Source organism: Pseudoduganella buxea, assembly GCF_009720835.1.
GTDB classification, from domain to species: domain Bacteria; phylum Pseudomonadota; class Gammaproteobacteria; order Burkholderiales; family Burkholderiaceae_D; genus Rugamonas; species Rugamonas buxea.
Genome location: NZ_WNKZ01000072.1, coordinates 12,235 through 34,877, shown reverse-complemented (window position 1 = coordinate 34,877; position 22,643 = coordinate 12,235). Strand labels below are relative to the sequence as shown.

18 protein-coding genes and 1 pseudogene are annotated in these 22,643 nt (G+C 66.5%); 12 read left to right on the top strand and 7 right to left on the bottom strand.

Going from position 1 to position 22,643, the window contains the following annotated elements:
* From GM672_RS20600 to GM672_RS20580, 5 genes are all read left to right on the top strand, one after another.
* Positions 1–734: DUF3108 domain-containing protein (locus tag GM672_RS20600; protein ID WP_155472415.1), on the top strand; the 734-nt coding region annotated here is incomplete at its 5' end.
* Between the two features lie 8 nt (positions 735–742).
* Positions 743–1,486, top strand: coding sequence for a DUF3108 domain-containing protein (locus GM672_RS20595; protein ID WP_155472414.1), 744 nt, complete (start codon positions 743–745; stop codon positions 1,484–1,486).
* Between the two features lie 130 nt (positions 1,487–1,616).
* Positions 1,617–2,996, top strand: coding sequence for a hypothetical protein (locus tag GM672_RS20590; protein WP_155472413.1), 1,380 nt, complete (start codon positions 1,617–1,619; stop codon positions 2,994–2,996).
* Entirely contained in the window at positions 2,989–3,816 is an 828-nt protein-coding gene (locus GM672_RS20585) for a hypothetical protein (RefSeq protein WP_229417847.1), read from the top strand. The genes GM672_RS20590 and GM672_RS20585 overlap by 8 nt, the downstream gene beginning before the upstream one ends.
* A gap of 3 nt (positions 3,817–3,819) precedes the next feature.
* Positions 3,820–6,645, top strand: coding sequence for an ATP-binding protein (locus tag GM672_RS20580; protein WP_155472412.1), 2,826 nt, complete (start codon positions 3,820–3,822; stop codon positions 6,643–6,645).
* Positions 6,646–6,702: 57 nt separating this feature from the next.
* Here the strand turns inward: GM672_RS20580 and GM672_RS20575 are convergent, their stop codons facing one another.
* Both GM672_RS20575 and GM672_RS20570 read right to left on the bottom strand, forming a co-directional pair.
* Positions 6,703–7,275 (bottom strand): cohesin domain-containing protein, encoded by a 573-nt coding sequence (locus GM672_RS20575; protein ID WP_170300168.1) that lies wholly within the window; start codon positions 7,273–7,275, stop codon positions 6,703–6,705.
* A 25-nt stretch (positions 7,276–7,300) separates the two neighbouring features.
* Positions 7,301–9,538: a hypothetical protein gene (locus GM672_RS20570; protein ID WP_155472410.1), complete on the bottom strand. Its 2,238-nt coding sequence runs from the start codon at positions 9,536–9,538 to the stop codon at positions 7,301–7,303.
* Between the two features lie 195 nt (positions 9,539–9,733).
* On the opposite strand from GM672_RS20570, the pseudogene GM672_RS20565 reads away from it, so the two are divergent.
* A pseudogene (locus GM672_RS20565) lies at positions 9,734–10,225 on the top strand (ATP-binding protein); the annotation flags it as partial.
* A gap of 83 nt (positions 10,226–10,308) precedes the next feature.
* Here GM672_RS20565 and GM672_RS29290 read toward each other — a convergent pair.
* Positions 10,309–11,079 (bottom strand): PEP-CTERM sorting domain-containing protein, encoded by a 771-nt coding sequence (locus GM672_RS29290; RefSeq protein ID WP_155472409.1) that lies wholly within the window; start codon positions 11,077–11,079, stop codon positions 10,309–10,311.
* A gap of 285 nt (positions 11,080–11,364) precedes the next feature.
* Here GM672_RS29290 and GM672_RS20555 point away from each other — a divergent pair, with 285 nt between their 5' ends.
* The 5 genes from GM672_RS20555 (at position 11,365) to GM672_RS20535 (ending at position 14,548) form a co-directional block, all read left to right on the top strand.
* Positions 11,365–12,102, top strand: coding sequence for a DUF4386 domain-containing protein (locus GM672_RS20555; protein WP_155472408.1), 738 nt, complete (start codon positions 11,365–11,367; stop codon positions 12,100–12,102).
* A gap of 91 nt (positions 12,103–12,193) precedes the next feature.
* Positions 12,194–12,715, top strand: coding sequence for a GbsR/MarR family transcriptional regulator (locus GM672_RS20550; protein ID WP_155472407.1), 522 nt, complete (start codon positions 12,194–12,196; stop codon positions 12,713–12,715).
* A gap of 10 nt (positions 12,716–12,725) precedes the next feature.
* A complete protein-coding gene (locus GM672_RS20545) occupies positions 12,726–13,169 on the top strand; it encodes a thiol-disulfide oxidoreductase DCC family protein (RefSeq protein ID WP_155472406.1) in 444 nt (147 codons plus the stop codon).
* Positions 13,162–13,620 carry a thiol-disulfide oxidoreductase DCC family protein gene (locus GM672_RS20540; protein WP_155472405.1) on the top strand — a complete coding sequence of 153 codons (459 nt, stop codon included), beginning with the start codon at positions 13,162–13,164 and terminating at the stop codon, positions 13,618–13,620. Before GM672_RS20545 ends, GM672_RS20540 begins: the two co-directional genes overlap by 8 nt.
* Positions 13,613–14,548: a TIGR01777 family oxidoreductase gene (locus tag GM672_RS20535; protein ID WP_229417846.1), complete on the top strand. Its 936-nt coding sequence runs from the start codon at positions 13,613–13,615 to the stop codon at positions 14,546–14,548. The genes GM672_RS20540 and GM672_RS20535 overlap by 8 nt, the downstream gene beginning before the upstream one ends.
* Here GM672_RS20535 and GM672_RS20530 read toward each other — a convergent pair whose 3' ends face one another.
* Positions 14,549–15,472 (bottom strand): hypothetical protein, encoded by a 924-nt coding sequence (locus GM672_RS20530; RefSeq protein ID WP_155472403.1) that lies wholly within the window; start codon positions 15,470–15,472, stop codon positions 14,549–14,551.
* A complete protein-coding gene (locus GM672_RS20525; protein ID WP_155472402.1) occupies positions 15,469–15,993 on the bottom strand; it encodes a CcdC protein domain-containing protein in 525 nt (174 codons plus the stop codon). The genes GM672_RS20530 and GM672_RS20525 overlap by 4 nt, the downstream gene beginning before the upstream one ends.
* A 103-nt stretch (positions 15,994–16,096) precedes the next feature.
* Here GM672_RS20525 and GM672_RS20520 point away from each other — a divergent pair, with 103 nt between their 5' ends.
* Positions 16,097–16,282: a hypothetical protein gene (locus GM672_RS20520; protein WP_155472401.1), complete on the top strand. Its 186-nt coding sequence runs from the start codon at positions 16,097–16,099 to the stop codon at positions 16,280–16,282.
* Positions 16,283–16,318: 36 nt separating this feature from the next.
* Here GM672_RS20520 and GM672_RS20515 read toward each other — a convergent pair whose 3' ends face one another.
* Both GM672_RS20515 and GM672_RS20510 read right to left on the bottom strand, forming a co-directional pair.
* A complete protein-coding gene (locus GM672_RS20515; protein WP_155472400.1) occupies positions 16,319–20,743 on the bottom strand; it encodes a translocation/assembly module TamB domain-containing protein in 4,425 nt (1,474 codons plus the stop codon).
* Positions 20,743–22,530, bottom strand: a complete 1,788-nt coding sequence (locus tag GM672_RS20510; RefSeq protein WP_155472399.1) for an autotransporter assembly complex protein TamA — start codon at positions 22,528–22,530, stop codon at positions 20,743–20,745. Before GM672_RS20510 ends, GM672_RS20515 begins: the two co-directional genes overlap by 1 nt.
* Between the last annotated feature and the right edge of the window lie 113 nt (positions 22,531–22,643).

Sequence of the window (22,643 nt, the reverse complement as noted above, 5' to 3'; positions counted from 1 at the left end):
TGCCGGCCCCCGCCGAGCCCGCGCCGGCGGCCGCAACGCCGCCGATAGCGGCCGGCCGGCGCTTTCGCGTCAACCTGCCGCCGCCTGCCGCGTTCGAACTGGAGGTGCGGCGCAAGGATGCGGATGGCCGCAACTGGAGCGGCGTGGCCGACATGCACTGGCAGACCGATGGCAGCAGCTACCAGGTGGGCCTGAACGTGGGCATCAGCGTGCTGGTCGCGCGCGTCGACCTGCTGTCGTTGACGAGTGAAGGCAGCATCGACGATGCCGGCATCGCGCCCGTCAAGATGACGGAGAAGCGGCGTTCGCGCGCGATGACGGCCACGCATTTCCACCACGACGAGCGGCGCATCAGCTTTTCCGCCAGCGCCGCCAGCGTGCCCCTGCTGGCCGGCGCGCAGGACAAGGCCACCGTGCCGTTCCAGCTGGCGGCCATCGGCCGGGGCGACGTCAACCAGTTCGCCGGCGATATCGATATCCAGGTGGGCGAGGACAAGGGCGCGACGATGTACCGCTTCGTGCTGGTGGGGGAAGAGGAACTGGAAACGAAGATGGGCCGGCTCGTGACGTGGCGCCTGGCGCGCCCGCCCCGGCCCGGCAGTTACAACGCGCGGCTCGATATCTGGCTCGCGCCCAGCCTGGGCTGGTATCCCGTCCAGATCAGGAACACGGAAGGCAATGGTGCCGTGACGACGCAGACCGTCACGAAGATCCTGCAGCCGCCCGTTCATTAAGGAACACGATGCACAGCAAACTATTTACCTTCGCAGTCCTGGCCGGCATTGCCGCCGGCGCCGGCGCCGCGCCGGACGATCACCCCAGCGTCAAGCGTGCCACCAACCTGCCGCCGTCGGCCGAACTGGTCTACTCCGTCAAGGCCAACAGCCACGGCATTCCGCTGGCCGGCAACGGCACCATCACGTGGCAGCAGGGCGGCGGCAAATACACCTTGGTGACGGAAGCGCGTTCCGGCATCTTCGGCAAGGTGCTGGAATACCGCAGCGAAGGCGGCGTCGATGCCTACGGCCTGGCGCCGGAAACGTACTACGAAAAACGCATCCGCAAGGGCGCCGGCACCACCACCTTCAAGCGCGACGCGAAAGTCATCGCCTTTGCCGATGGCGACAAGACCGTGCCCCTGAAAGGGGGCGAGCAGGATCGCAGCAGCGCGCCGTGGCAGCTGGCGGCGATTGCCCGCGCCACGCCCGAGAAATTCACGCCCGGCTCGGAATGGTCGCTGTATGTGGCGGGCCGGCGCAACGCCGAGGCCTGGACCTTCAAGGTGGTCGGCATCGAACCCGTGCAGACGGGCCACGGCGAGGTCAAGGCGGTCCACTTCAGCAAGTCGCCGCCGAAGTCGAAACAGGGCCAGCAGGTGGACCTGTGGCTGGCTCCCAGCCTGGACTGGTATCCCGTACGGCTCGTGTTCACGGAGGAAGATGGCGATTCTTTCGAGCAACTTCTCGATAAAGTGAACAAGAAATAAGCAGTCGCAGGCAGCCATCCGAACCCGGCTGTCCGGGTTTTGCGTTCCGGAACTGGTATACTGACGCCCCCGCCCGGGTCGGCAAGGTCATGACAAACTTGCACCGGGCCGGCCAGACACCCGGAGCGTAATGAGTTACACAGCAAGTGCAGCCACGGCTGCCGACCCCAATTCAGCCGACCAGCATCAGGAACAGCAGGAGCAGAATGCCGCCCTGCAGGCGCACTTCCAGCCCCATGTCGCCGTCGACGAGATCGAGCAGGTCTTCCACCTGAAACGCGCGCAGCCCCTGCTGCAGGTCTTCACGGCCCTGTTCCACGGCGGCTTCGAGAGCGTGCTGGTGCGCCTGCTGGTGCTGCGCGAGCTGGCCAACGACACGGCGTCGTCGGCCTTCTCGCGCGCCGACATCAATACCCGCCTTGCCTACCTGCTGCCGGAAAGCCTGGAAACGGTGCTCACGCGCCTGCGTTCGAACCAGCTGTTGGCATGGGACGCGCAGCAGGGCGTCTACCGCGTCACGCCGATGGCGCGCAACGTGCTGTCGGCCATCGACAGCCTGCTCGGTCCCGGCCAGGGTGAGGACAACGCCGAGATGGGCTTCCTGCTGTCGCAGGTGGCGGGCGCCCAGGCCATCGGCGGCGTCACCGTGGAACAGCTGCATCACCTGCTGGGCCGCCTGGTCGACCTGACCGAGGAATTCCGCGACGCCATCGCCTCCGGTTCCGAATTCCGCCTGCGCGAATCGCAGGCCAAGTGGCACACGGCCTGCGACTGGGTCGAGAAGGGCTCCGAGATCCTGCGGGCCATCACCAGCGACGAGAACGCGGACCACGCCACCCACCGCGCGGCCCAGGCCATCGGCCGGGCCCAGAGCGCGCTGCTCAATATGCAGGGCATGTTCTCGCGCGCGCTGAACCAGATCGAGCGCCAGCGCGTGCACCTGGGCCAGTCCGGCCTGTCCACCACCGACATCAAGCGCTGGCTGCTGGCCCACGAAGACCTGGCCTCGCTGGCCGAAGACGCCATCGACCAGCCGGTCAAGCCCCTGTTCATCACGCCGGCCGAAATGATCGACGTGGCCGAAACGGAGCTGCTGACCGAGCGCGCCGTTACCGCCGTGGGCGGCCTGCCTTCGGGCACGGATGCGCCGACGACGATCAACGACACGCCGGCCATGGCCAAGGAACTGGACGACTGGCTGGCGCGTCTGTCGGACTTTGCCACCCTGAACAACTTCCCCAGCATCGCGGCCGAATCGCCCAGGCAGATCCCCGCGCACGAATCGCTGCTGCCGGCCAGCTTCGCCGTGGCGTCCTACCGCGCCTCGCTGCTGCCGCTGCTGGGCGACGCCTCCGAGGCCAGCCTGCAGGGCGCGACGGCCGAACTGGCGCGCCTGCCGATCAGCTTCAATCCGAGCGACACCATGGTGCAGCTGGCCGACCTGGAAGTGGCGGCAATGACGTTGGCATCCCTCTCACTAGACCTGGAAAGCGGCAAGGCCGATGAATGACGATTCCCAAATCCTGATCGCGCGCCTGCTGACGCATCAGACCCTGCGCCGCGACGACAAGCTGGTCAAGCGCGTGCTGTCGGACGAACTGTTTCGCGCCGAAGTCGACGCGCGCCTGACGGCCACCGGCCTGAAACTGCTCGACAACGTGTATGCGGACCATGTGACGCTGGCCCTTTCGCGCACCATCGAGCCGAAGATCTTCGGCGCGCGCGACACGTGGCAGAACAATAACTTTGGGTTGGCGCGCGACGGCGTGGCCCTGCTGGTGGTGCTGTGGGCCCTGATCATCCTGCCCAAGCGCGAACGCCAGGAAACCCACCAGAGCGCCGAGGACGACCAGAACGACATGTTCGGCGGCGATAAGCCCGTGCCGCGCGCGGAAGAAACGTCGATCGGCATTCCGCACAAGACCCTGCTGGCCGACTTCGGCGACAAGCTGGGCAAGAAGACACGCATGGACATGAACCTGGGCATCCTGTCGAAGCTGGGCTTCATCGAGCGGCGCGGCGACATCATCGTCGAGGGCCCGCTGCTGGACCTGTTGATGGACACCGACCTGCTGAAGGAGCGCATCATCAACGGCGCGCTGGCCGACGTGTTCAAGCGCGCCCCGGCGCAGATCGTCCACATCCCGCGCGCCGCGCTGGCCGAAGCGGCCGCCGCCAACGACGCCGAGCGGGCCGCCTCGCGCACCGCCAGCACGATGGCGCGCGAAGTGGAGGCGGCCGTCATCGATGCTGCCGCCGCGCGCGCGGCCGCCGAAGCGGCGGACCAGGATGCCGGCACCGACACCACCGAACCACCGAACCAAGGCTGACCCATGTTCCATATCAAATCGCTCGAACTGGTCCACTGGGATTACTGGCAGCGCATCAAGAACATCCCGCTCGACGCGAAGATCATCACCATCGCCGGCCAGAACGGCTCGGGCAAGACCACCTTGCTCGACGCGCTGCGCACCTTGTTCGGCCTCGATTGCTCGATGGGCCGCACGTACAAGCACTATGCCCGCCACTCCGGCCAGCAGAGCGCGTGGCTGCGCGCCGTGGTCGACAACAAGCCCTCCGGCCGCCAGCTGTCGAACCGGCCGTTCCGCGCCAGCGGTTTCTTCGCCGAGGACGAAGTCACCTTGTTCTGCCAGATCCAGAAGAACGGCGGCGACTGGAAGCGCCAGTACCTGATGCGCCCGGGGAACGTCGAGATCGAGGAAGTGACGGAAGCGAACGACTGGCTGGGCGTGGAGAACTACCGCAAGCGCCTGGCCAGTGCCGGCCTGTCGCCGGCGATGGCGAAGGTTCTGGCGCTCGAGCAGGGCGAGACGGACAAGCTGTGCGAGTACGCGCCGCGCCAGCTGCTCGACCTGGTGTTCCAGGTCTTCGGCGACAAGGAAGTGCTGGACGCCTACGACGAAGCCAAGCGCCACCAGCGCGACACGGAAGAAGAGCTGAAGCGATTCGAGTCGGAGCTGGACGGCTCGCGCGCCAACCTGGAAGCGCTGCGCCTGCGCGTGGCCAACTACCACCAGTGGGAAACGCTGCACAAGGAACGCCGCAACCTGCAGGAGGAAGTGCTGCCGTCGCTGGAGTATCACGAGGCGCGCGAGAAGGCGAACAACCTGGGCCGCCAGCTGCGCGAGGCGAAGAAGCCCCTGTCGCAGGTCGACCAGGTCATCACGGACCGGCGCAAGGAAGTCGAGCGCCAGGCCAAGCTGCTGCAGGACGCACAGCAGCAGGAGACCCTGCTGGAACAGGAATCGACGGCGCTGCAAAGCCGCCTGTCGCTGTTGAACGGCAAGCTCAAGCCGCTGGACAGCCTGATCGAACAGAAGGCGCGCCTGCAGAAGATGGCCGGCGAAGCCGGCGCCGACGTGGCCGACGTGGCGGTGCAGCTGGAAGCGAAGGAAGCGGAGCTGGGCAAGCTGCGCGCCGCGCGCGACACGATTTCGTCGCGCATCGCGGCCGACAAGGCCACCATCGCCGCCCTGCAGGGCAAGACGGCCATGCCGGAGCCGGACAATGTGCGCGCGATGCGCCGCGCCCTGCGCGATGCCAACATCGCGCACGCGATGCTGTCCGATATCGTCGAAGTGACGGACCCTAAATGGCAGGGCGCCGTCGAAGGCGTGCTGGGTGGCTATGCCTCCGTCGTGCTGCTGGAGAATGCGTCCGACGCCTCGGCCGCCTACCGCCTGGCCGAGAAGGAGCGCTACCGCCACTTCATCGTGCCCGAATGCGTCAAGGCGCACGAGCCGAAGAACGACAGCCTGCTGTCGGTGGTGCGCTTCTCGGCGCGCGCGCCGGAATGGCTGATCGACCAGCTCTCGCGCATCACCCGCGTCGACTCGGTCGAGCAGGGCGCGAAGCTGGGCAATATCGAGGAATGGATCACGCCGGACGCGTACCACAAGGAACGCCGCGGCGGCCGCTCGCTGTTCGTCGAAGTGTCGCGCTACCGCTTCGGTTCGGCCGGCCGCACGCAGCGGATGGACGCAATCCAGAAGAACCTGCCGGCGCTGGAAGCGGAAGAAGACAAGTTCACCTTGCAGATCAGCCGCCTGGCGGCCGAGACCAGCGCGCTGAAGGCCCGCGTGGCCGGTGTCGATGCCGTCAAGGAGCTGTCGGCCCGAGCCGACGAATTCGACGAAGCGGCCCGCACCGCCGTGCCGCTGCGTTCCGAGCGCCTGGAAGTGGGCACGCGCCTGGGCGAGCTGCAAGGCCTGATGAAGAACGCCACCGTGGCCCGCACGCGCGCCGATTCGTCGTGGCAGGGCGCGCGCATGGCGCTGTCGGAAGCGGAAGCGGGCATGCGCCTGAACTACAAGCGTCAGCTGGAACAGCGCAGCGACCACGCCCGCGCCCTGCTGGCGCTGCGCCGCCAGTGGCGCCACCTGCCGGGCGCATGGCGGCGTCCCGCGCGGCGCCTGGCGCTGGTGCAGCAGCACCAGAACGCGCACCAGGTGGACCTGCGTATCGCCAGCCTGCAGGCCAGCCTGGCGCGCGACGACTGGGAACTCGATGCCACCGTGATCGACCAGTACCACCGCCTGAACGACCAGCTGTCAAGCCGCAAGGTGGAGACGGAAGAGCGGCGCTACCAGAACAACCGCGCCATCGAGGCCACGGCCAACGCGCGCGGCGCCTACATCGAGCGCCTGCGCTACACGATCAAGCAGTACGCCAAGAACATCAAGGAGCTGGGCGAGCTGGCCAATATCGAAGTGCATGCCGACCCGGTCAAGCTGGAGAACGACGACCTGCTGCTGTCGCAGGCCGGCCTGCACGTGCGCTTCAAGTTCGACGGCAAGGGCGTCATCGGCATGAACGACGGCGAAGCGTCCGGCGGCCAGCAGGTGATGAAGTCGCTGGTGCTGCTGATCGGCCTGCTCAAGTCCGAGGACGGCTCCGGCGGCTTCGTCTTCATCGACGAACCCTTCGCCCACCTGGACATCCGCAATATCCAGCTGGTCGGCGAGTTCCTGAAGAACACGGACGCCCAGTACCTGATGACGACGCCGCTGACGCACAACACGGACGTCTACGACCCGTCGGAACTGACGCTCATCACGAGCAAGAAGAAGAAGGACACGCAGTGGGCCCAGCCCATCTTCGTGCTGCAGCGCCGGAAACCGGAGCAGGTTGCGGCCTGACCGGTGTTCGCCCCATGAAAAAGCCGCGCACTGCGCGGCTTTTTCAGTGCGGCATCGTCAGCTCCGCGGCCTGCGGGCCCATCCCAGCCACAGCAGCAATGGCACCATCAGCGCCAGCGAAGGGGGAGTCGGCACGACCGTCACGGCACCTGCCAGCGGCGGGCTGGCAGCGATATCGAGCAAGCTGGAATCGAGCAGGATAAAATTCTCCAGTTCGAACGAGGTCGTGCCCGTTGCCAGCAGCGCCATGAAGTCAACCCGCACCAGTTCGCCGGACCCGCTGACACCAGGGAAGTCGTCGATCAGGGAACCCAGTGTGAACGACAGCCGGCCCGTCGTGTTATCGACCAGGCCCGGGTTGAATATCGTGGGTCCGCCGCCCGGCAGGAAGCTGCCCTCTACAACGCCGGCAATGGCCACCAGTCCCGGGTCGAACGCGAGATCGAACTGGTAGGCATACAGATCGTTGACGTCGTCGACCTGGATCGACACGCTGAACATTTGCCCCATGCCAATGGACGGCGTCGAAACGTTGGTGCTCAGTATTGGTATGGCGACGGCGTGGAAGCTCAATGCGACCAGTAAGCCGGTCAGTGCGTGCAATATCCGGGTTGTCATGCGGTGCGACATGGTGTGGCTCCTCGTGCTGGATTTTTTAACGCCCGCAGACCGTGCCTGTGGGGAGTTTTTTAGCGATGGCCGCGACGTCACGCACGTTGACGATGCCATCGCGGTTGACGTCGGCGGGGAGGAAGGCGCCGGCCTGCCCGACCGATTGGCGGACCAGCTCGACATCCTCGCAACGCACGGTATCGATGCGGACGGCCAGTGCATTGCCCGCCACGGCGGCGCGCGCCATCAACTTGCCGGGCAGTAGCGGTAATCTGACCATGGAAGGCAACTCCTCGTCGAGCCCGGCCGTTGCAGTGAGGATCTCGAATGCCTGTCCCAGCTGCGGTGCAGCCCCGGCAGCGAGATTGACGATAATTGGGCCGGCGAAGGACGCGGTCTCCGTGACGTGCAGTGCAGCGGTCGACCATCCGGCGAGCGCATCCTCGATATACAGCCTGCCCCCGGCCGCCTGTGCCAGACTGCCGGTCAAGGCGAGGCTGCCATGCAGGCGCAATTCTCCATCGTTCTGGAACTGTGCGCGCACGGTGCCGCCACGGAAATCAAAAGTGCCGAAATTGGCGATGCGAACGGCCTCGAGCGTACCCCCAAGCATGGAGTACGTGCCTTGACCACCGGGCTCGCTGGCGATGGACAGCGTGCCGGACACGTTGCCGGCAGTGTAGCTCTTGTATTCCACGCGGTTGACGCCACCGTTCTGGACGAAGTGCCCCTTGCCATGCAGGCCGATGAATTCCTGGTTGGCCGACAGCGTGCCATCTTCCAGCCTGTACGATCCGGTGCCACTCGTGGCGAAGCCGAGAATCAGCTGGCGCAGCAGGTCATTGGTGCCGCCCTCCTGGACGAAGCTGCCGGCACCAGCGAAACCCGCCTCCACGTTCCCCGATTTCAGCAGGCTGCCGGCATCTGCCAGCCGATAGCTGCCGCTGCTGCCAGGCTCGGAACCCAGCACGATGTTCGGGACCGTGATCGTGCTGCCGGCATGGTGGTCGACGTGTCCCTGGCCGGCAGCGCCGGCCACAATCAGCAGCACGGACATGGCTTGACGGGAGCGCAGCGTCATGGTGCCGCTGCCGAGCGCATCGATCTCGAGGCGTGACATGAACAGCTCGCTGGCCCCGGCACTGCGCGTAACGATACGGTCGAGGGCATCATGCTGGCGCAAATAGGCATCGCCTCGCACAGGCTGTCCTGCTCCGCCGACGCCGTCGGGCGCGAAAGCCCAATTGTACTGGTCCGCCCAGTCGCCGGTTTCGCCAACCCAGTAGCGTGGCAAGCTGTTCACGAAGGCGGACAGTGCGGCGAACCAGGCGGGCGCCATCTTGTCATATGCCGCCTGCGTGGCGGGATGGGTTCCGTCGTTGAAGTCGGCCAGCGTGAGGGCCGCGCCAGCATCCACGAAATGCACATTGCGGTGCGTTACCGCCAAGGTGCGGATCTTGTTGTTGTAGTCGCCAATGTATTTGTTGATGATGTACTCGCCCAGCCACTTCAGTGCCTGCTCGGTCTCGGCTTCGGAGAGCCCCGCTGCGCCGTCAGTATCGGCCCGCTGGAAGATGTCATGCAGGTCCGGCGTCAGGCCGATGCGCGACAGGAATCGGTTGAACGTGGCCGTAAAGCTCGTTTCTTGGACCGGGTAAGCCGGGTTGCCGAGAATTGCGCGAAGCCGTTCCAGCATGGTCGCCGTCAGTCTTGAACTCCCGTCGACCGTGGCATACCCCATCGGCGGAATGGAGGAGACAAAGATTTCAACCTTCCCGCCATCACTTTGATAGTCGGCATTGATCTTCGCGATCATATCTGCCAGGACGAATATATCGACGACGTCGCGGATCCTGGAGAAACTGCCGCTGGCTTCGACTTCGCGAAAATCGTTCGTGCCGCCCATCAACAGGATAATGTTCGGGCGGTATTGCTGCCATGCCGCGCCGCCCATCATGCTCTCCACCTTGGCACCGATGTTCCCCTCATGTGCCAGGTCGTGTTCCGGATCGGCGGGATTTTCATCCCGGCCCCCGACATAATCGAAGCTGATTCCGGCAGCAGTCAGTGATTCCCCTAGCTTCTTGCGGTAGCTGATGGCCGGTGTCAGCGGATATCCGTTCGTCAGGGAATCGCCGATCGCCATCACCCTGATGGTGCCGGGCGGGGCTGCGGAGGCGGTGAACGGCGCCATTGCCAGCGCCAGCCATAGTATGAACCCTGAGGCGCACCGGACTTTTACACGCCCGACGGTCCTGACAGCATGAAGTGCATGGAACATGGGATTCTCCGGTGACACTATCGCGGCAGAAACCCGCCGCTACGCAGCGTGTAAGCACCGATCGTGCCATTGATTCCAAGCGACTGATTTCGCACCGCATACGGCGCCGGTGTCGGCAGCGCGTGGGTTGAAGTGTAAAGAATTCCGACATATTTCCGGGACGTGTTCGTCAAAGTGCCACGTGCAGCCGGGATGCTGCACTATACGATCAAGCAGTACGCCAAGAACATCAAGGCGCCGGGCAAGCTGGCCAATATCGAATTGCATGCCGACCCGGTCAAGCTGGAGAACGACGACCTGCTGCTGTCGCAGGCCGGCCTGCACGTGCGCTTCAAGTTCGCTGGCAAGGGCGTCATCGGCATGAGCGACGGCGAAGCGTCCGGCGGCCAGCAGGTGATGAAGTCGCTGGTACTGCTGATCGGCCTGCTCAAGTCCGAGGACGGCTCCGGCGGCTTCGTCTTCATCGACGAACCCTTCGCCCATCTGGACATCCGCAATATCCAGCTGGTTGGCGAGTTCCTGAAGAACACGGACGCGCAGTATCTGATGACGACGCCGCTGACGCACAACACGGACGTCTACGACCCGTCGGAACTGGCGCTCATCACCAGCAAGAAGAAGGATACGCAGTGGGCCCAGCTCATCTTCGTGCTGCAGCGGCGCAAGCCCGAGCAGGCTGCGGCCTGACCGGTTCGCTGCATGCAAAAGCCGCGCACTGCGCGGCTTTTTTTCGTCCACTCATCGTCGCCCGCGACAGCCGCGGGCGCGGCTTACTTTCCGGCGCGCCGACACCGGGTCATGCCGCCCATCAGCGCCAGGCCCGCGCCCAGCATCAGGTAGCTGCCCGGTTCCGGAACTGCGCTGACGGCGGCGGTGTGGAAGGTCAGCTTGATCTCGTCCGCCCAGATGTTCGAATACGATTCCTCGACGAAGTACAGCATATTGGCCATTTCGGAATAGCTCCGGGCGGCCAGGGCGCCCGTCCATTCATAGGGCGAGGCGTTCAGCGTGAAGTTGCCCGTCAGGGCCAGGTCGTCGAAACTCTTGTTAAGTCCGCTGGTGCCGTTCAGGTTTTCGATCCCACCCATGCTGGCTCCCTGCCATGAGGTGTGATCGCCTTCCCTGCCGAAATAGAAATCGAAGGAAAACTTGTTGGTCGTGACGCCGTTCGGCTGGCCAGGGCGCATATCGCCCTTCACGACCAGGTCGACCGTGAAACCGGTGATCTTGTAGCCGTCGCGCACAGAAATGTCATAAGTTTCAGTATCGACCATCATTTCATGTTCAATCATGTAGCCCCATGGGCCTTCGATGGGATACTGGTAATCGTCGATGGCGGCATAGATCGAACTGGCCGCGGCGAGGGAGTCGAGCGTCAAGACAGTTGCCGACGCCGATTGCGACACCACCGTTACAGCCGTGTCGGAGACAGGGTAGCGCTCCGAGAAGGTAAATGCATCGAATTGCCAGCTGGCCGCTTGCGCGGAGCCGCCGGCGAAGAGGGTAACGGCGGCCACGGCGGCCGGGATCATGAATTTCATGGCGTTCCTTTTGTCAAAGAGTGAAGTAACAAGCGGTATGAATCTTCGCACAAAAGCGTGGCAATTTTAATAATGCACTTGGCTGCGCCGGCCTTTTTTCAGCAGAATTTCGTTTCGTGAGTTTGTGAGAGTTTGTACGCACCGCGGTTGTGGTAGGTACAAAAAAACCAGGCCGAGCTGGGGCTGAGCGCTCGTGCCTGGCCTCGTTCCGGTCCGATTGTCGTTGACCTCCCGATACCTGTAAGATATTGTTGACATGTGAAAGACTAATTAACCAGGACAGTCATGACATCCAGCACGCAAGCCACTCAAACCGGCAGCACGCAGAAAATCGCCCGTATCGCGGGGCTGCTGTATCTCGCCATTATCGTCATCGGCCTGCTGGGCGAAGGCCTCGTGCGCGGCAGCCTCGTCGTCGGCGGCGATCCCGCCGCCACGGCGCACAATATCCTGGCCGCCGAATTCACGTGGCGCCTGGGCGTGGCCGGCCAGTACCTGCTGCTCGTTTGCGCCCTGGGCATGACGTGGACGTGGTACCTGCTGCTGCGCCCCGTGGACAGGAACCTGACCTTGCTGGCGGTCTTCTTCGCCATCGTCTCGCTGGCCGTTGAAAGCGTCGGCGCCCTGCACCTGCAAGCCGTGTTGGCGCCGTTGACGGGGGCCGCCTTCGTGCAGATCGCCGATCCGCAACAGGCCCATGCAATGGCCTACCTGTCCGTTGTCGCCCATGCCAATGCCTTCGGGCTGGCGCTGGTGTTCTTCGGTATCGAATGCCTGATCGTCGGCCACCTGATCCGGCGTTCCGGCTACCTGCCGAAGACCGTGGGCATGCTGATGCAGGTGGCCGGCGCCTGTTACCTGGTCAACAGCGTCAGCATGGTGCTGTTGCCGTCGCTGCAAGCCATGCTGTTCCCCCTGATCCTGCTGCCGTCGCTGGTGGGGGAAAGCGCCTTTTGCCTGTGGCTCCTCATCAAGGGTGTCGACATGGCCGGCTGGCATGCCCGTACCGCCGCTGCCGGTTGAACCGGTTTGAACCGGGCTTAGCTGGCCAGCAGCCTTGACTTCCGGCTCGTTTCGTCTAAAATTTCTGTAACGACAGAAATAAGAGAAGATAATGAGCTTGAGTCCAACCGAACAGAAATACGTCCTGCACTGGGGCGAGATGGGCACGCGCTGGGGCGTGAACCGCACCGTGGCGCAAATCCATGCGCTGCTGTTCCTGGCCAATGCGCCGCTGAACGCCGAGCAGATCGTCGAGAAGCTGGGCGTGGCGCGCTCGAATGTCAGCAACAGCATCAAGGAGCTGCAGAGCTGGGGCCTGGTCAAGGTGACGCACGTGCTGGGCGACCGGCGCGACCATTTCGTCGCGCTGCAGGACGTGTGGGAAATCTTCCGCACCATCGTCGAGGAGCGCAAGCGCCGCGAGATCGATCCCACCCTGACGGTGCTGCGCCAGTGCGCCATCGAAGCGGAAGGGGACAAGGGCCTGGAAGACGCCACGCGCGAGCGCATGGCGCAGGTGCTGGAATTCCTGGAGATGCTGACCGACAGCTACGACGACTACAAGCACCTGCCGCCGGCCACCTTGAAACGCTTTATCAATATGGGCGGCAAGGTCGCCAAGCTGCTGGGCTGAGGAGGCCACCATGACGACACCGGAACTGACCATCTACGTCGACAGCACCTGCGGCTTCTGCGTGGCCGAAGTGAGCATGCTGAAGCGCCACGACCGCCGCGGCGTGCTGGTCTTTGTCGACCTGGCGACGCCGGGCTTTGCCGATTTTCCGCCCGGGACAGACATGGCCACCCTGAACGCCAGGCTGCACTCGGTGACGGCGGACGGTCGCGTGCTGACGGGCCTGGACAGCATGCAGGCCATCTACCGGCTGGTGGGCCTGGGCTGGGTCGTCTGGCCGCTGCGGATTCGCCCCTTGCGCCCCCTGATGGCGTGGTGCTACGAGCAGTTCGCGCGCCACCGCTACAAGGTATCGGACTTCTTCGGCATGCGCGTGCCGGCCGGCGCGCCCCGCTGCGACGGCACTACCTGCCAGACCGGCAGCCCATTCGTGAAAGGACTGCGCGATGACTGAGAACACCATGAACAAGCCGGAACTGACGCTGTACTACGACGGCGCCTGCGCCTTCTGCCTTGACGCCATGCTGACCCTGCGCCGCAACGACCGGCGCGGCGCGCTGGCCTTCGTCGATATCGCGGCGCCGGGTTTCGCCGACTTCCCGCCGGGGACGGACATGGCGGCCCTGAACGCACGGCTGCATGTCGTCACGGCCGACGGCCGCGTGCTGTCCGGCCTGGACAGCATGCAGGCGGCGTATTCGCTGGTGGGCATGAAGTGGGCCGTGCTGCCGCTGCGTATCCGGCCCCTGCGTCCGGCGCTGGCCTGGGCCTACGATCATTTCGCACGTAACCGCTACCGGGTCTCGCGATTGCTCGGCATGCGCCTGCCGGCCCAGGCGCCCCGGTGCGACGGGGATGTGTGCCACCGGGGCAGCCCTTTCACCAAGGGGCTGCGCGATGACTGAGCCGCTCAGCTTCGGACCTGCCGGACAGGCCGTGCTCGTGACGGGCGCCACCGGCTTCGTCGGCCGCCAGCTGGTGGCGGCACTGCTGGCGGACGGCCAGCACGTTTTCGCCCTGACGCGCGACCCGGCCAACGCGTTGCGCGTGCTGGGCCCCAGCGTGCACTGCATCGGCGCCCTGACGGAACTGGCGGGCAAGTCGCGCATCGATATCGTCGTCAACCTGGCCGGTGCCCGCATCCTCGGCCACCGCTGGACCGAAGCGCGCAAGGCCGCGCTGCGCGCCAGCCGCGTGGCACTGACGCAGCGGCTGGTCGCGTGGATCGCCACGGCGGCCGTGAAACCGCGCCTGCTGCTGTCGGCGTCGGCCATCGGCTACTACGGCGTGCAGCCGCAGGGCGTGCACGAGGAACTGACGGAAGCGAGTCCGCCGCAGTCCATCTTCATGTCGCAGCTGTGCCGGGAATGGGAGGAGGCGGCCGGGCAAGCGGCCGCGCATGGCGTCCAGGTGGCCTGCACCCGCTTCGGCCTCGTGCTGGGCCATGGCGGCGCGCTGCCGTCGATGCTGCTGCCGATCAAGCTGGGCGCCGGCGGACCGCTGGGCGGCGGGCGGCAGCACCTGTCGTGGATTCATGTCGAGGATCTGCTGCGCGCGCTGGCGTGGCTCGCGCGGCGCGAGGAACCGGTGCAGGGCGCCTGGAACTTCACGGCGCCCCGGTGCGCGACGCAAGGCGAATTCGCGCGCACGGCCGCCGGGCTGCTGCACCGCCCGGCGCTGCTGCCCACGCCGGGCTGGCCGGTGCGCCTGCTGCTGGGCGAACAGGCCGACCTGGTCCTGGAAGGGCAGTGCGTGGTGCCGAAACGCATGCTCGATGGGGGCTTCGACTTCCGTTATCCCGACCTGAAGGAAGCGCTGCGCTCCCTGGTCTGATCAGGCGCGCGGTGCGGAAACCGTCAGGATCTGCAGGGCGCGATTGGCCTTCTTCAGTGCGGCGATGGCCGCTTCTTCCTGGGCCTGGGCCGCGCGGGGACGGGCGTCGCGCGCCTGCCGGCACGCTTCCAGTGCGGCTGCCTTGCCTTCCCCGGCGCTGTCGGCCACGTCGAAGCCGGCCGCCGCCAGGGTGTTGGCCACCACGTTGAACATGGCGTGCGACATCGCCTTCATGTGCAGGGCGTCGAAGCTGGACGTGAAGCCGCTGCGCCGCGCCAGCGCCAGCATGTAGGGCGCGCGCGCTTCCAGCCTGGCGCTGCCGCCGGGCACCAGCATCAGGAGCGGGACGTGCGGCGCCAGTGCCGGCAGCACGTGGTTCGGATAGACGCGGGCATCGAACTGGCTTGCCATCAGCAACGCGTACTGGCGGTGGTTGTGCACCGGTGTCAGGCGCGCCTGCGCGAGGGGCACGACCGTCACGTGCGGCGGGCCGGACACGACGCTGTCCGGCGCCACGTCAACGCACAGGGTACCGAACAGGAAGACGTGGCGCAGGCCCTGGCCCCGCAGCGCGCCCCATACCAGGCGCACGTTGCCGCCTTGCTCGACGAAGCGGGCGAAGGCCACCAGGCCCGCCGCGACAGGCTCGGGCAGCCGCGCCGGTGCCAGCTCCAGCAGCGCGCGCTCCAGCGCCACCGCGATGTCGCGGCAGCGCCCGCGCGGATAGTCGCCGCCGATGCGTTCGGCCAGCGCCGGGTCCAGTTGCGCGCGCAGGTGCAGCAGCAGGGCGCGCAGTTCCGGCAGGGCCGGCAGCAGGAAGCGCTCGGTCAGCATCTGCTGGCGCGGCGCATCGTCGATGCGCGGTTCTTCCGGCAGAAGGTCCGCAGGGAGCACGTCGGCGGGGGACAGGGTTGCCGTGTTCATTCGACCTCCGGCAGTACGGGCTGGGCACGCCGCCAGCGCAGCATGCCGATCGAGTAGACGGCCAGGTAGGCCGCCAGCAGCCCGAACGGCACCAGCGACAGCGGATCGTGCAGCAGCGCTTCCTGCGTCACGGCCTGCGGGCTCAGGCCCTGCCGGCTGGCATAGATTTCCACGCCGATCTGCAGCACGCGCGCTGCCAGCAGCAGGCACAGCACGATGCCGAAGCGGTCGTACGGCTTGAAGAAGAAGCGGCGGCCGTGGTTCTCGAAGCGGGTTTTCTTCAGCGCGAACACGCCCAGCCAGCCACCGGCGACGGCGGCGCCGCCCAGGCAGGCCACGGCGAACATATCGGGCAGCAGCGAGGCGCCTGCCGCCACCAGCATAAAGGGGAATAATGTCGCGCCCAGTGCATGCTTCCACTTCAGCGATTCCTGGCGCACGAAGATGCGCTTGACGCGGGAATAGATGCGCCAGATCAGCAGGGGAATCAGGATCAGCAGCGCGATGGTGGTCAATTGCATGGGTGGTCTAACGGTGATTAAGGTATGCGGGGTGAAATTGTAACGCTGCGGCGCCAAAACAGGGTCCGTGCTAACGTTGTTGACGTCAATGACAGGAGGATTTATGGAGCTTTTCACGATCGTGTCACCGCGCGGCCTGCGCATCGAAGCGCACCGGGCACCGGACCTGCCGGTGCCGGTAGACGATCCCTCGCCCGTGCCGCAGCCGGCCCACCCCCACCATCCGAACGCTCCCGTGGAGCAGGACGACCCGGTGCCGGACAAGAATCCCGAAGTGCGGGTGCACTGACAGGCGGCACCGCCGGGCCTGGCCCGGCGTTGCCGCTCAGTCGAAGGCCCAGGTATACAGAATATCCAGCGCGTTGTTCGTCCCCGTCTGGAACTGCAGCGTGATGCGCGGATTGAGCTTGTAGCGCAGCTTGACGAGCGAGGTCGCCGTGCCGGCGCCCTGTTCGAAACTCAGGTAGGCGCGGGACGACAGCTTCTTGCCCACCGTGACGACGGTGTTTTCCAGGCCCTTGGCGCTGCCGTTGCTGCCCGAGGCCTGGCCGACGCCCAGCTCGTCCAGGCCGACCTTGTTGGCCAGGCTGCCGCCGCCCTTGCCGCCGAACAGCGCCCCGGCCGCCGTGCCCAGCAAGCCCATTTCATTGCCCGCCATGTCCGTCGTACTGTGGCCCAGCACCAGCCAGGACAGCTTCTCGCTGTCCGGCACGCTCGGCGTCGATACGAGCCGGGCCTGCGGCGCCAGCGCCGTGCCCCGTACTTCCACGCCCGCTTCCACGTTCGTCTCGGTCAGCTCGGTTCCTTCCGGCCGCTTGCGCACGGCCAGGATGTTCAGGCCCGGGTTGTCATACGCGCCCGTGAAGTTGATGACGCCACGCTCGATGGCCAGGCGCTGGCCGTAGGCGGCATACGTGCCGCTGACGACGCGGATGCTGCCGTTCACGCGCGGCGCGCGCCGGTCCGCCACGCGCACGTGCACCGCGCCGGCCAGGTAGGCGTCGAGCCCCTTGCCGCGCAGGCGGAAGTCGTCGCCGAGGTCTGCTTCCAGGTCCACGTTCAGCGGCATCGATTCGGCCGCGTCCTTGATGGTGGGCTTGCTGCGGCCGAGGATGACGACGTCGTCGCTGATGGTGGGCGTGCTTTCCGACGGCATTTCGATATCGCCCCGGTCGGCGCGGAACTTGCCTTGCAGCTGGAAGCGCTTGGCGTCGCGCACCAGGGTACTCTGGCCGGACAGCACCAGGGTACGGTCCGGGCGCGACAGCAGTTCCAGCTTGTCCGCCACCAGTTTCAGCTGCATCGTCGCCTCGCCGTTGGCAAGGCGCGCCCAGCCATCGGCATCGACGCGGCCGGTCCGGCCCTCGAAGTGCATGCGCTGCACCGTCAGCCGGTCGCCGGCGATCTGCGCGGCGAAGGCGCCATTGCGCAGGCGGATACCCTGTTCGGCCCAGTTGACCACCAGGTTCGAGCCCGTCACGTCGCCATTGAGCGAGGGTGCACCAACGGTGCCGTTGCCGGACAGGACGCCCTTCAGCGCGCCGTCCAGTTCCAGTCCCTCGATGCCGGCCAGCGGCGACAGCCACGCCAGCGACGGGATGTTGACGCTGCCCGTCACGTTCAAGGGGCTGTCCGACGGGATGCGGCCATCGCGCAGCTGCGCCGTGCCGCCCAGTTTCAGCTGGCCGGCGCGGGTACCGTCCAGTGCCGCCTGGAGCCGCAGCGTATTGCCCGTTACGTTGACGCCGGCCTGCAACTGCGTCAATCCCAGCGCGAACGGCTTGTCGCCGCCCGTCACCGTGATATCGCCTTTTTCGCGGAATACCTGCACCGAGCCATCCAGCGCGGGAGCGGCGCCGGCGGGGGTCGCCACTGCCACCGCCCAGCTGGCGCCCAGGGTCAGGTCGGACTTGACGTTGTTGCGCCAGGCGCTGGACAACTGTGCCAGGTAGGAAGCGGGCACGCCGGCCGCCGCGCCACGGCTGCTCCACTTCGCGCCGTTCTTCTGCAAGGTCTCGACGCGGATGCTGCCGTCGGCCAGGCGGATGACGGCATTGCTCAGCGCGATCTGCTCGGGCGACGCCAGGCCCGCCACGCCACGGCCTTTCGGCGCGGCGATGCGCAGCGGCGCCGGCGCCTGCAGGTTCAGGGCGAAGCGGCCCCGGTTCTGCAGGGTGTCGATACTGCCGTTCCACGTGTCGCCGGCCCAGCTGCCGTGCAGGCGCATGGCGGCATCGAAGTCGGGGTTGGCGGCCGTCAGCACGAAGCTGTGGTTGGCGCGGGTGCCGCTGCTTTGCAGGCGGGCCCGGTCCAGCGACAGCGCGGGCGAGGTGTAGCCGGCGATATCGATGTCGGCCACCAGCGCTTCCACATTGCCCAGGGTGCCGGTGGCTTTCAGCGACCGGATCTGGTGCGTGAGGAAGCGCAGGGCATTGCCTTCCAGGCCGAACGACACCTGCGGCTTGTCCATCGTGCCGCCGGCCGTGCCCGAGCCGCGCAGCACGCCACCGAAGCCGGTACCGAGGCTGGACAGCTGGGGCGCGTCGAGCTTCCAGTCGAGGCGGTCGCGCGGCGCGCCGAAGGCGCCCTTGGCCACCAGGCTGTTCGGGCCCAGGCGCACGTCGACGTCGGCATTGTCGACGTGGATATGGTTGCCCGCCACTTTCGCATGGCCCGTCAGCGGCGCGCCCTGCAAGGTCGATGCCGGCTGCAGCTTCAGGTCGACATTGGCGCGCCAGTCGGCAGCCAGGCGGGCGTTGCCCGTGAACTCGGCATTGATATTGCCCGTCGGGGCGCTGGCGGCAAAGGCGGCCGGATTGACCTTGGCCACGCTGCCGCTCATGCTCACTTCGGGCTTCCTGTCCTTGCCGGCCAGGGCCAGCTGGCCCGCAGCGCGAATCAGGCTGTCCGGCGCGCGCACCTTGGCGCCCGTCATGGCCAGGCCGCGCGCTTCGGCCGCGAACGTGGTGCGCGGCTCGGCATAGCCGCCCGTGGCCACGCCGGTGGCGTTGACGGCGCCGGCCAGGTCGCTGCGCACGGCCGTCAGCTGCTTCGCGTCGACCTTCCAGTTCAGCTTTTCGGCCGGCAGGCCGAAGTCGCCGTTCAATTGCGCCGTGTTCTGGCCCAGCGCCAGGGTGGCGGCGATATCGGTCAGGTGGCGGGCGTCGGCATTGAGCTTGCCGCTGCCGGCCAGCGGCTGGCCGAACAGGCGGCTTGGGCGGATCGTGAAGTCCGCGGCCGTGCGCCACTCGGGCAGCAGCTTGCCGCTGGCATTGATGGCCGCGTTCAGGTCGGCCTGGGGAAAGTCGCCCAGGGCGGACGGGTCGAAGCGCTCGACCGTGGCCGCCACCTTGAAGGGCTTGTCGTCCTTCAGGCTGGCCTGCCCGGTCAGGTTGACGCTGCCCCGCGCCGCCTGCAGGCGTGCCTGGGTGACGTTGATGTTGGCGCCGTCCAGGGTGGCCTTGGCCGTCAGGCGCAGGTTCTTTTCGGCCAGGTCGACGGTGAAGTCCTGCTTTTCGCCGACGCTCCTGGCCGTGATGTCGCCCGCGATCGCCGTCGGCTTGGCACTGCCGTGCACCGCGTGCAGGTCGATGCGGTCCGTGTGCAGCTTGAATTGGGCCGTCTCGATGCCGCCATCCGGTCCCGTGCGGTGCACATTGCCTTCACCCGTGAACTTGCCGGCCGCCCCCAGGTCGATCAATACCGTGTCCAGCGTGGCCACGGTCAGGGTGCCGCCCAGGCGCGCCGTGACGGCTTTCAACGGCATGCGTCCCTGGTCCAGCGGGCCCGCTTCGGCCGTGTTGGTCAGCGCCAGGCTGCCGGACACGTTTTCGCCCGTGCCCAGCTGCGCCTTCAGTTCCATGTTCAGGCTGGCCTTGGGCCAGGCCGACTGGAAGCGCGACGGGTCGACGCCATGGGCGCGCACGTCGGCCGTACGCAGGGGGATCTTGTCGAACGGCGCAATCGTCACGACACCGTCGCCATTGGCATTGGCGGACGTGCCCTTGACGGCCACCGTCATCAAGCCCAGGTTGCCGGTGACGGCGGCGTTCAATTGCGCCGGTGCCTGGCCTGGCGCGTACTGCACTTCCGACAGGCGGGCCTTGCCCTCCAGCGCGAACGGCTTCTGGGCGCCGATGGTGGCCTCCGCAGCGACCTTGCCGATGGGCGTGATCGCGCCCGCGTTCTTCAACTGCCAGCGCGTCTTGTCGCCGTACAGCTGCGCGTGTACCGCCGTGACTTCGTTGCGCACGCCCTGTTGATTGACCATCACCAGCCTGGCCAGCCTGGCGTCGGCCACGCTGATGCGAAACGGCGGCGCCAGGGTGGCCGGCATCGTCAACGGCTCGGACGGGCCGGTGCTCTGCATCAGCACATTGGCGACATCGAGCTTGCTGATCTCGATCCCGGCCGAGAAGAACTGCAGCGGCGACCAGTCGATATCGATATTCTCGGCCGTGATGGTGCTGCTCTTGCTCTTGTAGACCAGGCGGCCGATGTGCATGTGGTCATACAGCGAGCCTGTCACCCCCGTCAGCGCGATGGAGCCGTTGCTGGCGCGGGCGACGCGCTCGGCGATCTGCTGCAGGGTGGTCTCGCGGCCCAGCAGCCACACCACGCCGCCCAGCACGACGACGGTGACGCCGGCGCCGATCAGCGTGCGGCGCAGCCAGCGGCGCGGGCGCGGCGCCGGCGTGTCCGTGGCGGGCGTGCTTGCCGGGTTGTTGTCGTTGTTGTCTTGGCCGGCCATCAGAATGTGAATCCCAGAGAGAAGTGCAGGTGGGCCTTGCGCACGGCATGGCCGTAGGCCACGTCGACGTTGATCGGGCCCACCGGGCTTTTGTAGCGGGCACCCAGGCCGTAGCCGGATTTCGGATGAATTTCCGACAGCGAGTCGGCGGCGTTGCCGGTGTCGTAGAAGGCCGCCACGCCCCACGTCGGGCGGAACCAGTACTGGTATTCCGCACTGGCCGTCAGCAGGTAGCGCCCGCCCACGGTGGCATCGCCTTCGCGCACGCCCAGCTCCTGGTAGCCGTAGCCGCGCACGGAATTGTCGCCGCCGGCGCGGAACAGGTAGGTGGACGGCACGCCGTCCTTGCTGCCCGATTTGAGCGCGCCCAGCTCGCCCCGGAAGATGAACATGTTCTTCGGGTTGACGGGCTTGTACAGGATGCCGCGCGCGGTGGCACGCAGGAATTTTTCGTCCGTCAGGATCGGCAGCACGGCGCCGCCCGCGGTGGCGTTGAGCACATAGCCCTTGGTGGGGAAGATCAGGTTGTCCAGCTTGCGCCACGTGACGGCATAGGTGAACGGCAAACTCATGGCGTGGGTCGACGGCGCGCCTTCGATCGAACGCGATTCGTTCAGGTACTCGGCCGAGATGCTGCGCTCGAGCAGCGGCGTGCCCCAGGCCCGCTTGGCGTAGACGGAGGCACTGCGGATGGTTTCGCCCTCGATGTCCTCGCGGTCGAGCGCGGCGCCGAAGCTGTCGTTGTAGCCCTTGGCCGTGGTGGGGAAGTAGAAGTCGCCCCGGGCGTTCTGCTTCTTCTGCTCGATCGTCAGTGCGCTTTTCAGGCGCAGGCCCCATACGGCCAGGTCGTCGTAGGCCACCGAGGCGCGGGCGCCCGTGTTGGTCGAGATACCGAGACCGACGCTGGCGTTCTTGCGCTTGTTTTCCACCACGCGCACCAGCAGCGGCAGCGGCGCCATCGTGGCCGGTTGCGGCGTGCCCTCGCGCTTGCCCTCCGCCGCTTCCATCTGCTCGCCCAGCAGCGCGTTCAGGTCGGCGCTCACTTCCACGCCGGAGAAATAGCCGGTGTCCTGCAGGCGGGACTGGTAGGCCTGCAGGGCCGCTTCGCTGTACACGTCGCCGGGATTGATCTGGTTCAGGTTGCGCACGATCGACTCCGGATAGCGCTTCAGGCCTTCGATCTTCAATTCGCCGAAGCGCATCTCCGGGCCGCTGTCGAGCGCCACCCGCAGCAGGGCGCGGTTCGTTTCCGGGTCAACCGTGGCCACGCTCTCCGTCAGCTGGGCGCGCGGGTAGCGCGTCTGCACGACGGCGCGCAGGATGGCCCGCTTGGCCTGTTCCCAGTCGGACTGGCGAAATACCTCGCCTTCGGCCAGAGGCCAGCTGGCCTTCAGGGCTTCCTTGTCGAACGGCGTGTCGCCCGTCGCCTCGAAGCCGTTCAGCACGATCTCGACGGCGCCGACCAGCACCGGCTGGCCCGGCGTGACGTCGACGATGACGCTCGGCGTCGTCTCGCCGTCCTCCAGGCGCACCGTGACCTCGGGATTGTAATAGCCTTCCGTGGCCAGCAGCGTCTTGGCCTGGGCCGGCGTGGTGCGCACCATGCGGCGCAGCTGCTCGCGGTCCGTGCGGGGATTGCCGCGGTAGCGCAGCAGGTCGAGGTTCTCTTCCAGCAGCTCGTCCAGGTCGCCCGGCGCGTTGATGCGCACGTTGTACTGGAAGCCGTCCGCCGCCAGCACGGCCAGCGGCAGCGCCAGCGCGGCGCAGGCGAACGCCACCTGCTGCATTACTTTTGTCGCGACATATGCCAAAATTCGAGTTTTTCCGGTAATCGGCCCAGCAGGGCACGGTTGAGCAAATAAGCAGGATGGTACTGGATATGCCGAAAGCATGGCGTTCC

Coding starts and splice junctions, on each gene's coding strand:
- GM672_RS20515 (WP_155472400.1), bottom strand. CDS start 20,743: ATGGCCGGCCAAGACAACAACGACAACAACCCGGCAAGCACGCCCGCC.
- GM672_RS20525 (WP_155472402.1), bottom strand. CDS start 15,993: ATGCAATTGACCACCATCGCGCTGCTGATCCTGATTCCCCTGCTGATC.
- GM672_RS20575 (WP_170300168.1), bottom strand. CDS start 7,275: ATGTCGCACCGCATGACAACCCGGATATTGCACGCACTGACCGGCTTA.
- GM672_RS20585 (WP_229417847.1), top strand. CDS start 2,989: ATGAATGACGATTCCCAAATCCTGATCGCGCGCCTGCTGACGCATCAG.
- GM672_RS20550 (WP_155472407.1), top strand. CDS start 12,194: ATGAGCTTGAGTCCAACCGAACAGAAATACGTCCTGCACTGGGGCGAG.
- GM672_RS20510 (WP_155472399.1), bottom strand. CDS start 22,530: ATGCAGCAGGTGGCGTTCGCCTGCGCCGCGCTGGCGCTGCCGCTGGCC.
- GM672_RS29290 (WP_155472409.1), bottom strand. CDS start 11,079: ATGAAATTCATGATCCCGGCCGCCGTGGCCGCCGTTACCCTCTTCGCC.
- GM672_RS20590 (WP_155472413.1), top strand. CDS start 1,617: ATGAGTTACACAGCAAGTGCAGCCACGGCTGCCGACCCCAATTCAGCC.
- GM672_RS20540 (WP_155472405.1), top strand. CDS start 13,162: ATGACTGAGAACACCATGAACAAGCCGGAACTGACGCTGTACTACGAC.
- GM672_RS20595 (WP_155472414.1), top strand. CDS start 743: ATGCACAGCAAACTATTTACCTTCGCAGTCCTGGCCGGCATTGCCGCC.
- GM672_RS20545 (WP_155472406.1), top strand. CDS start 12,726: ATGACGACACCGGAACTGACCATCTACGTCGACAGCACCTGCGGCTTC.
- GM672_RS20535 (WP_229417846.1), top strand. CDS start 13,613: ATGACTGAGCCGCTCAGCTTCGGACCTGCCGGACAGGCCGTGCTCGTG.
- GM672_RS20555 (WP_155472408.1), top strand. CDS start 11,365: ATGACATCCAGCACGCAAGCCACTCAAACCGGCAGCACGCAGAAAATC.
- GM672_RS20570 (WP_155472410.1), bottom strand. CDS start 9,538: ATGTTCCATGCACTTCATGCTGTCAGGACCGTCGGGCGTGTAAAAGTC.
- GM672_RS20580 (WP_155472412.1), top strand. CDS start 3,820: ATGTTCCATATCAAATCGCTCGAACTGGTCCACTGGGATTACTGGCAG.
- GM672_RS20520 (WP_155472401.1), top strand. CDS start 16,097: ATGGAGCTTTTCACGATCGTGTCACCGCGCGGCCTGCGCATCGAAGCG.
- GM672_RS20530 (WP_155472403.1), bottom strand. CDS start 15,472: ATGAACACGGCAACCCTGTCCCCCGCCGACGTGCTCCCTGCGGACCTT.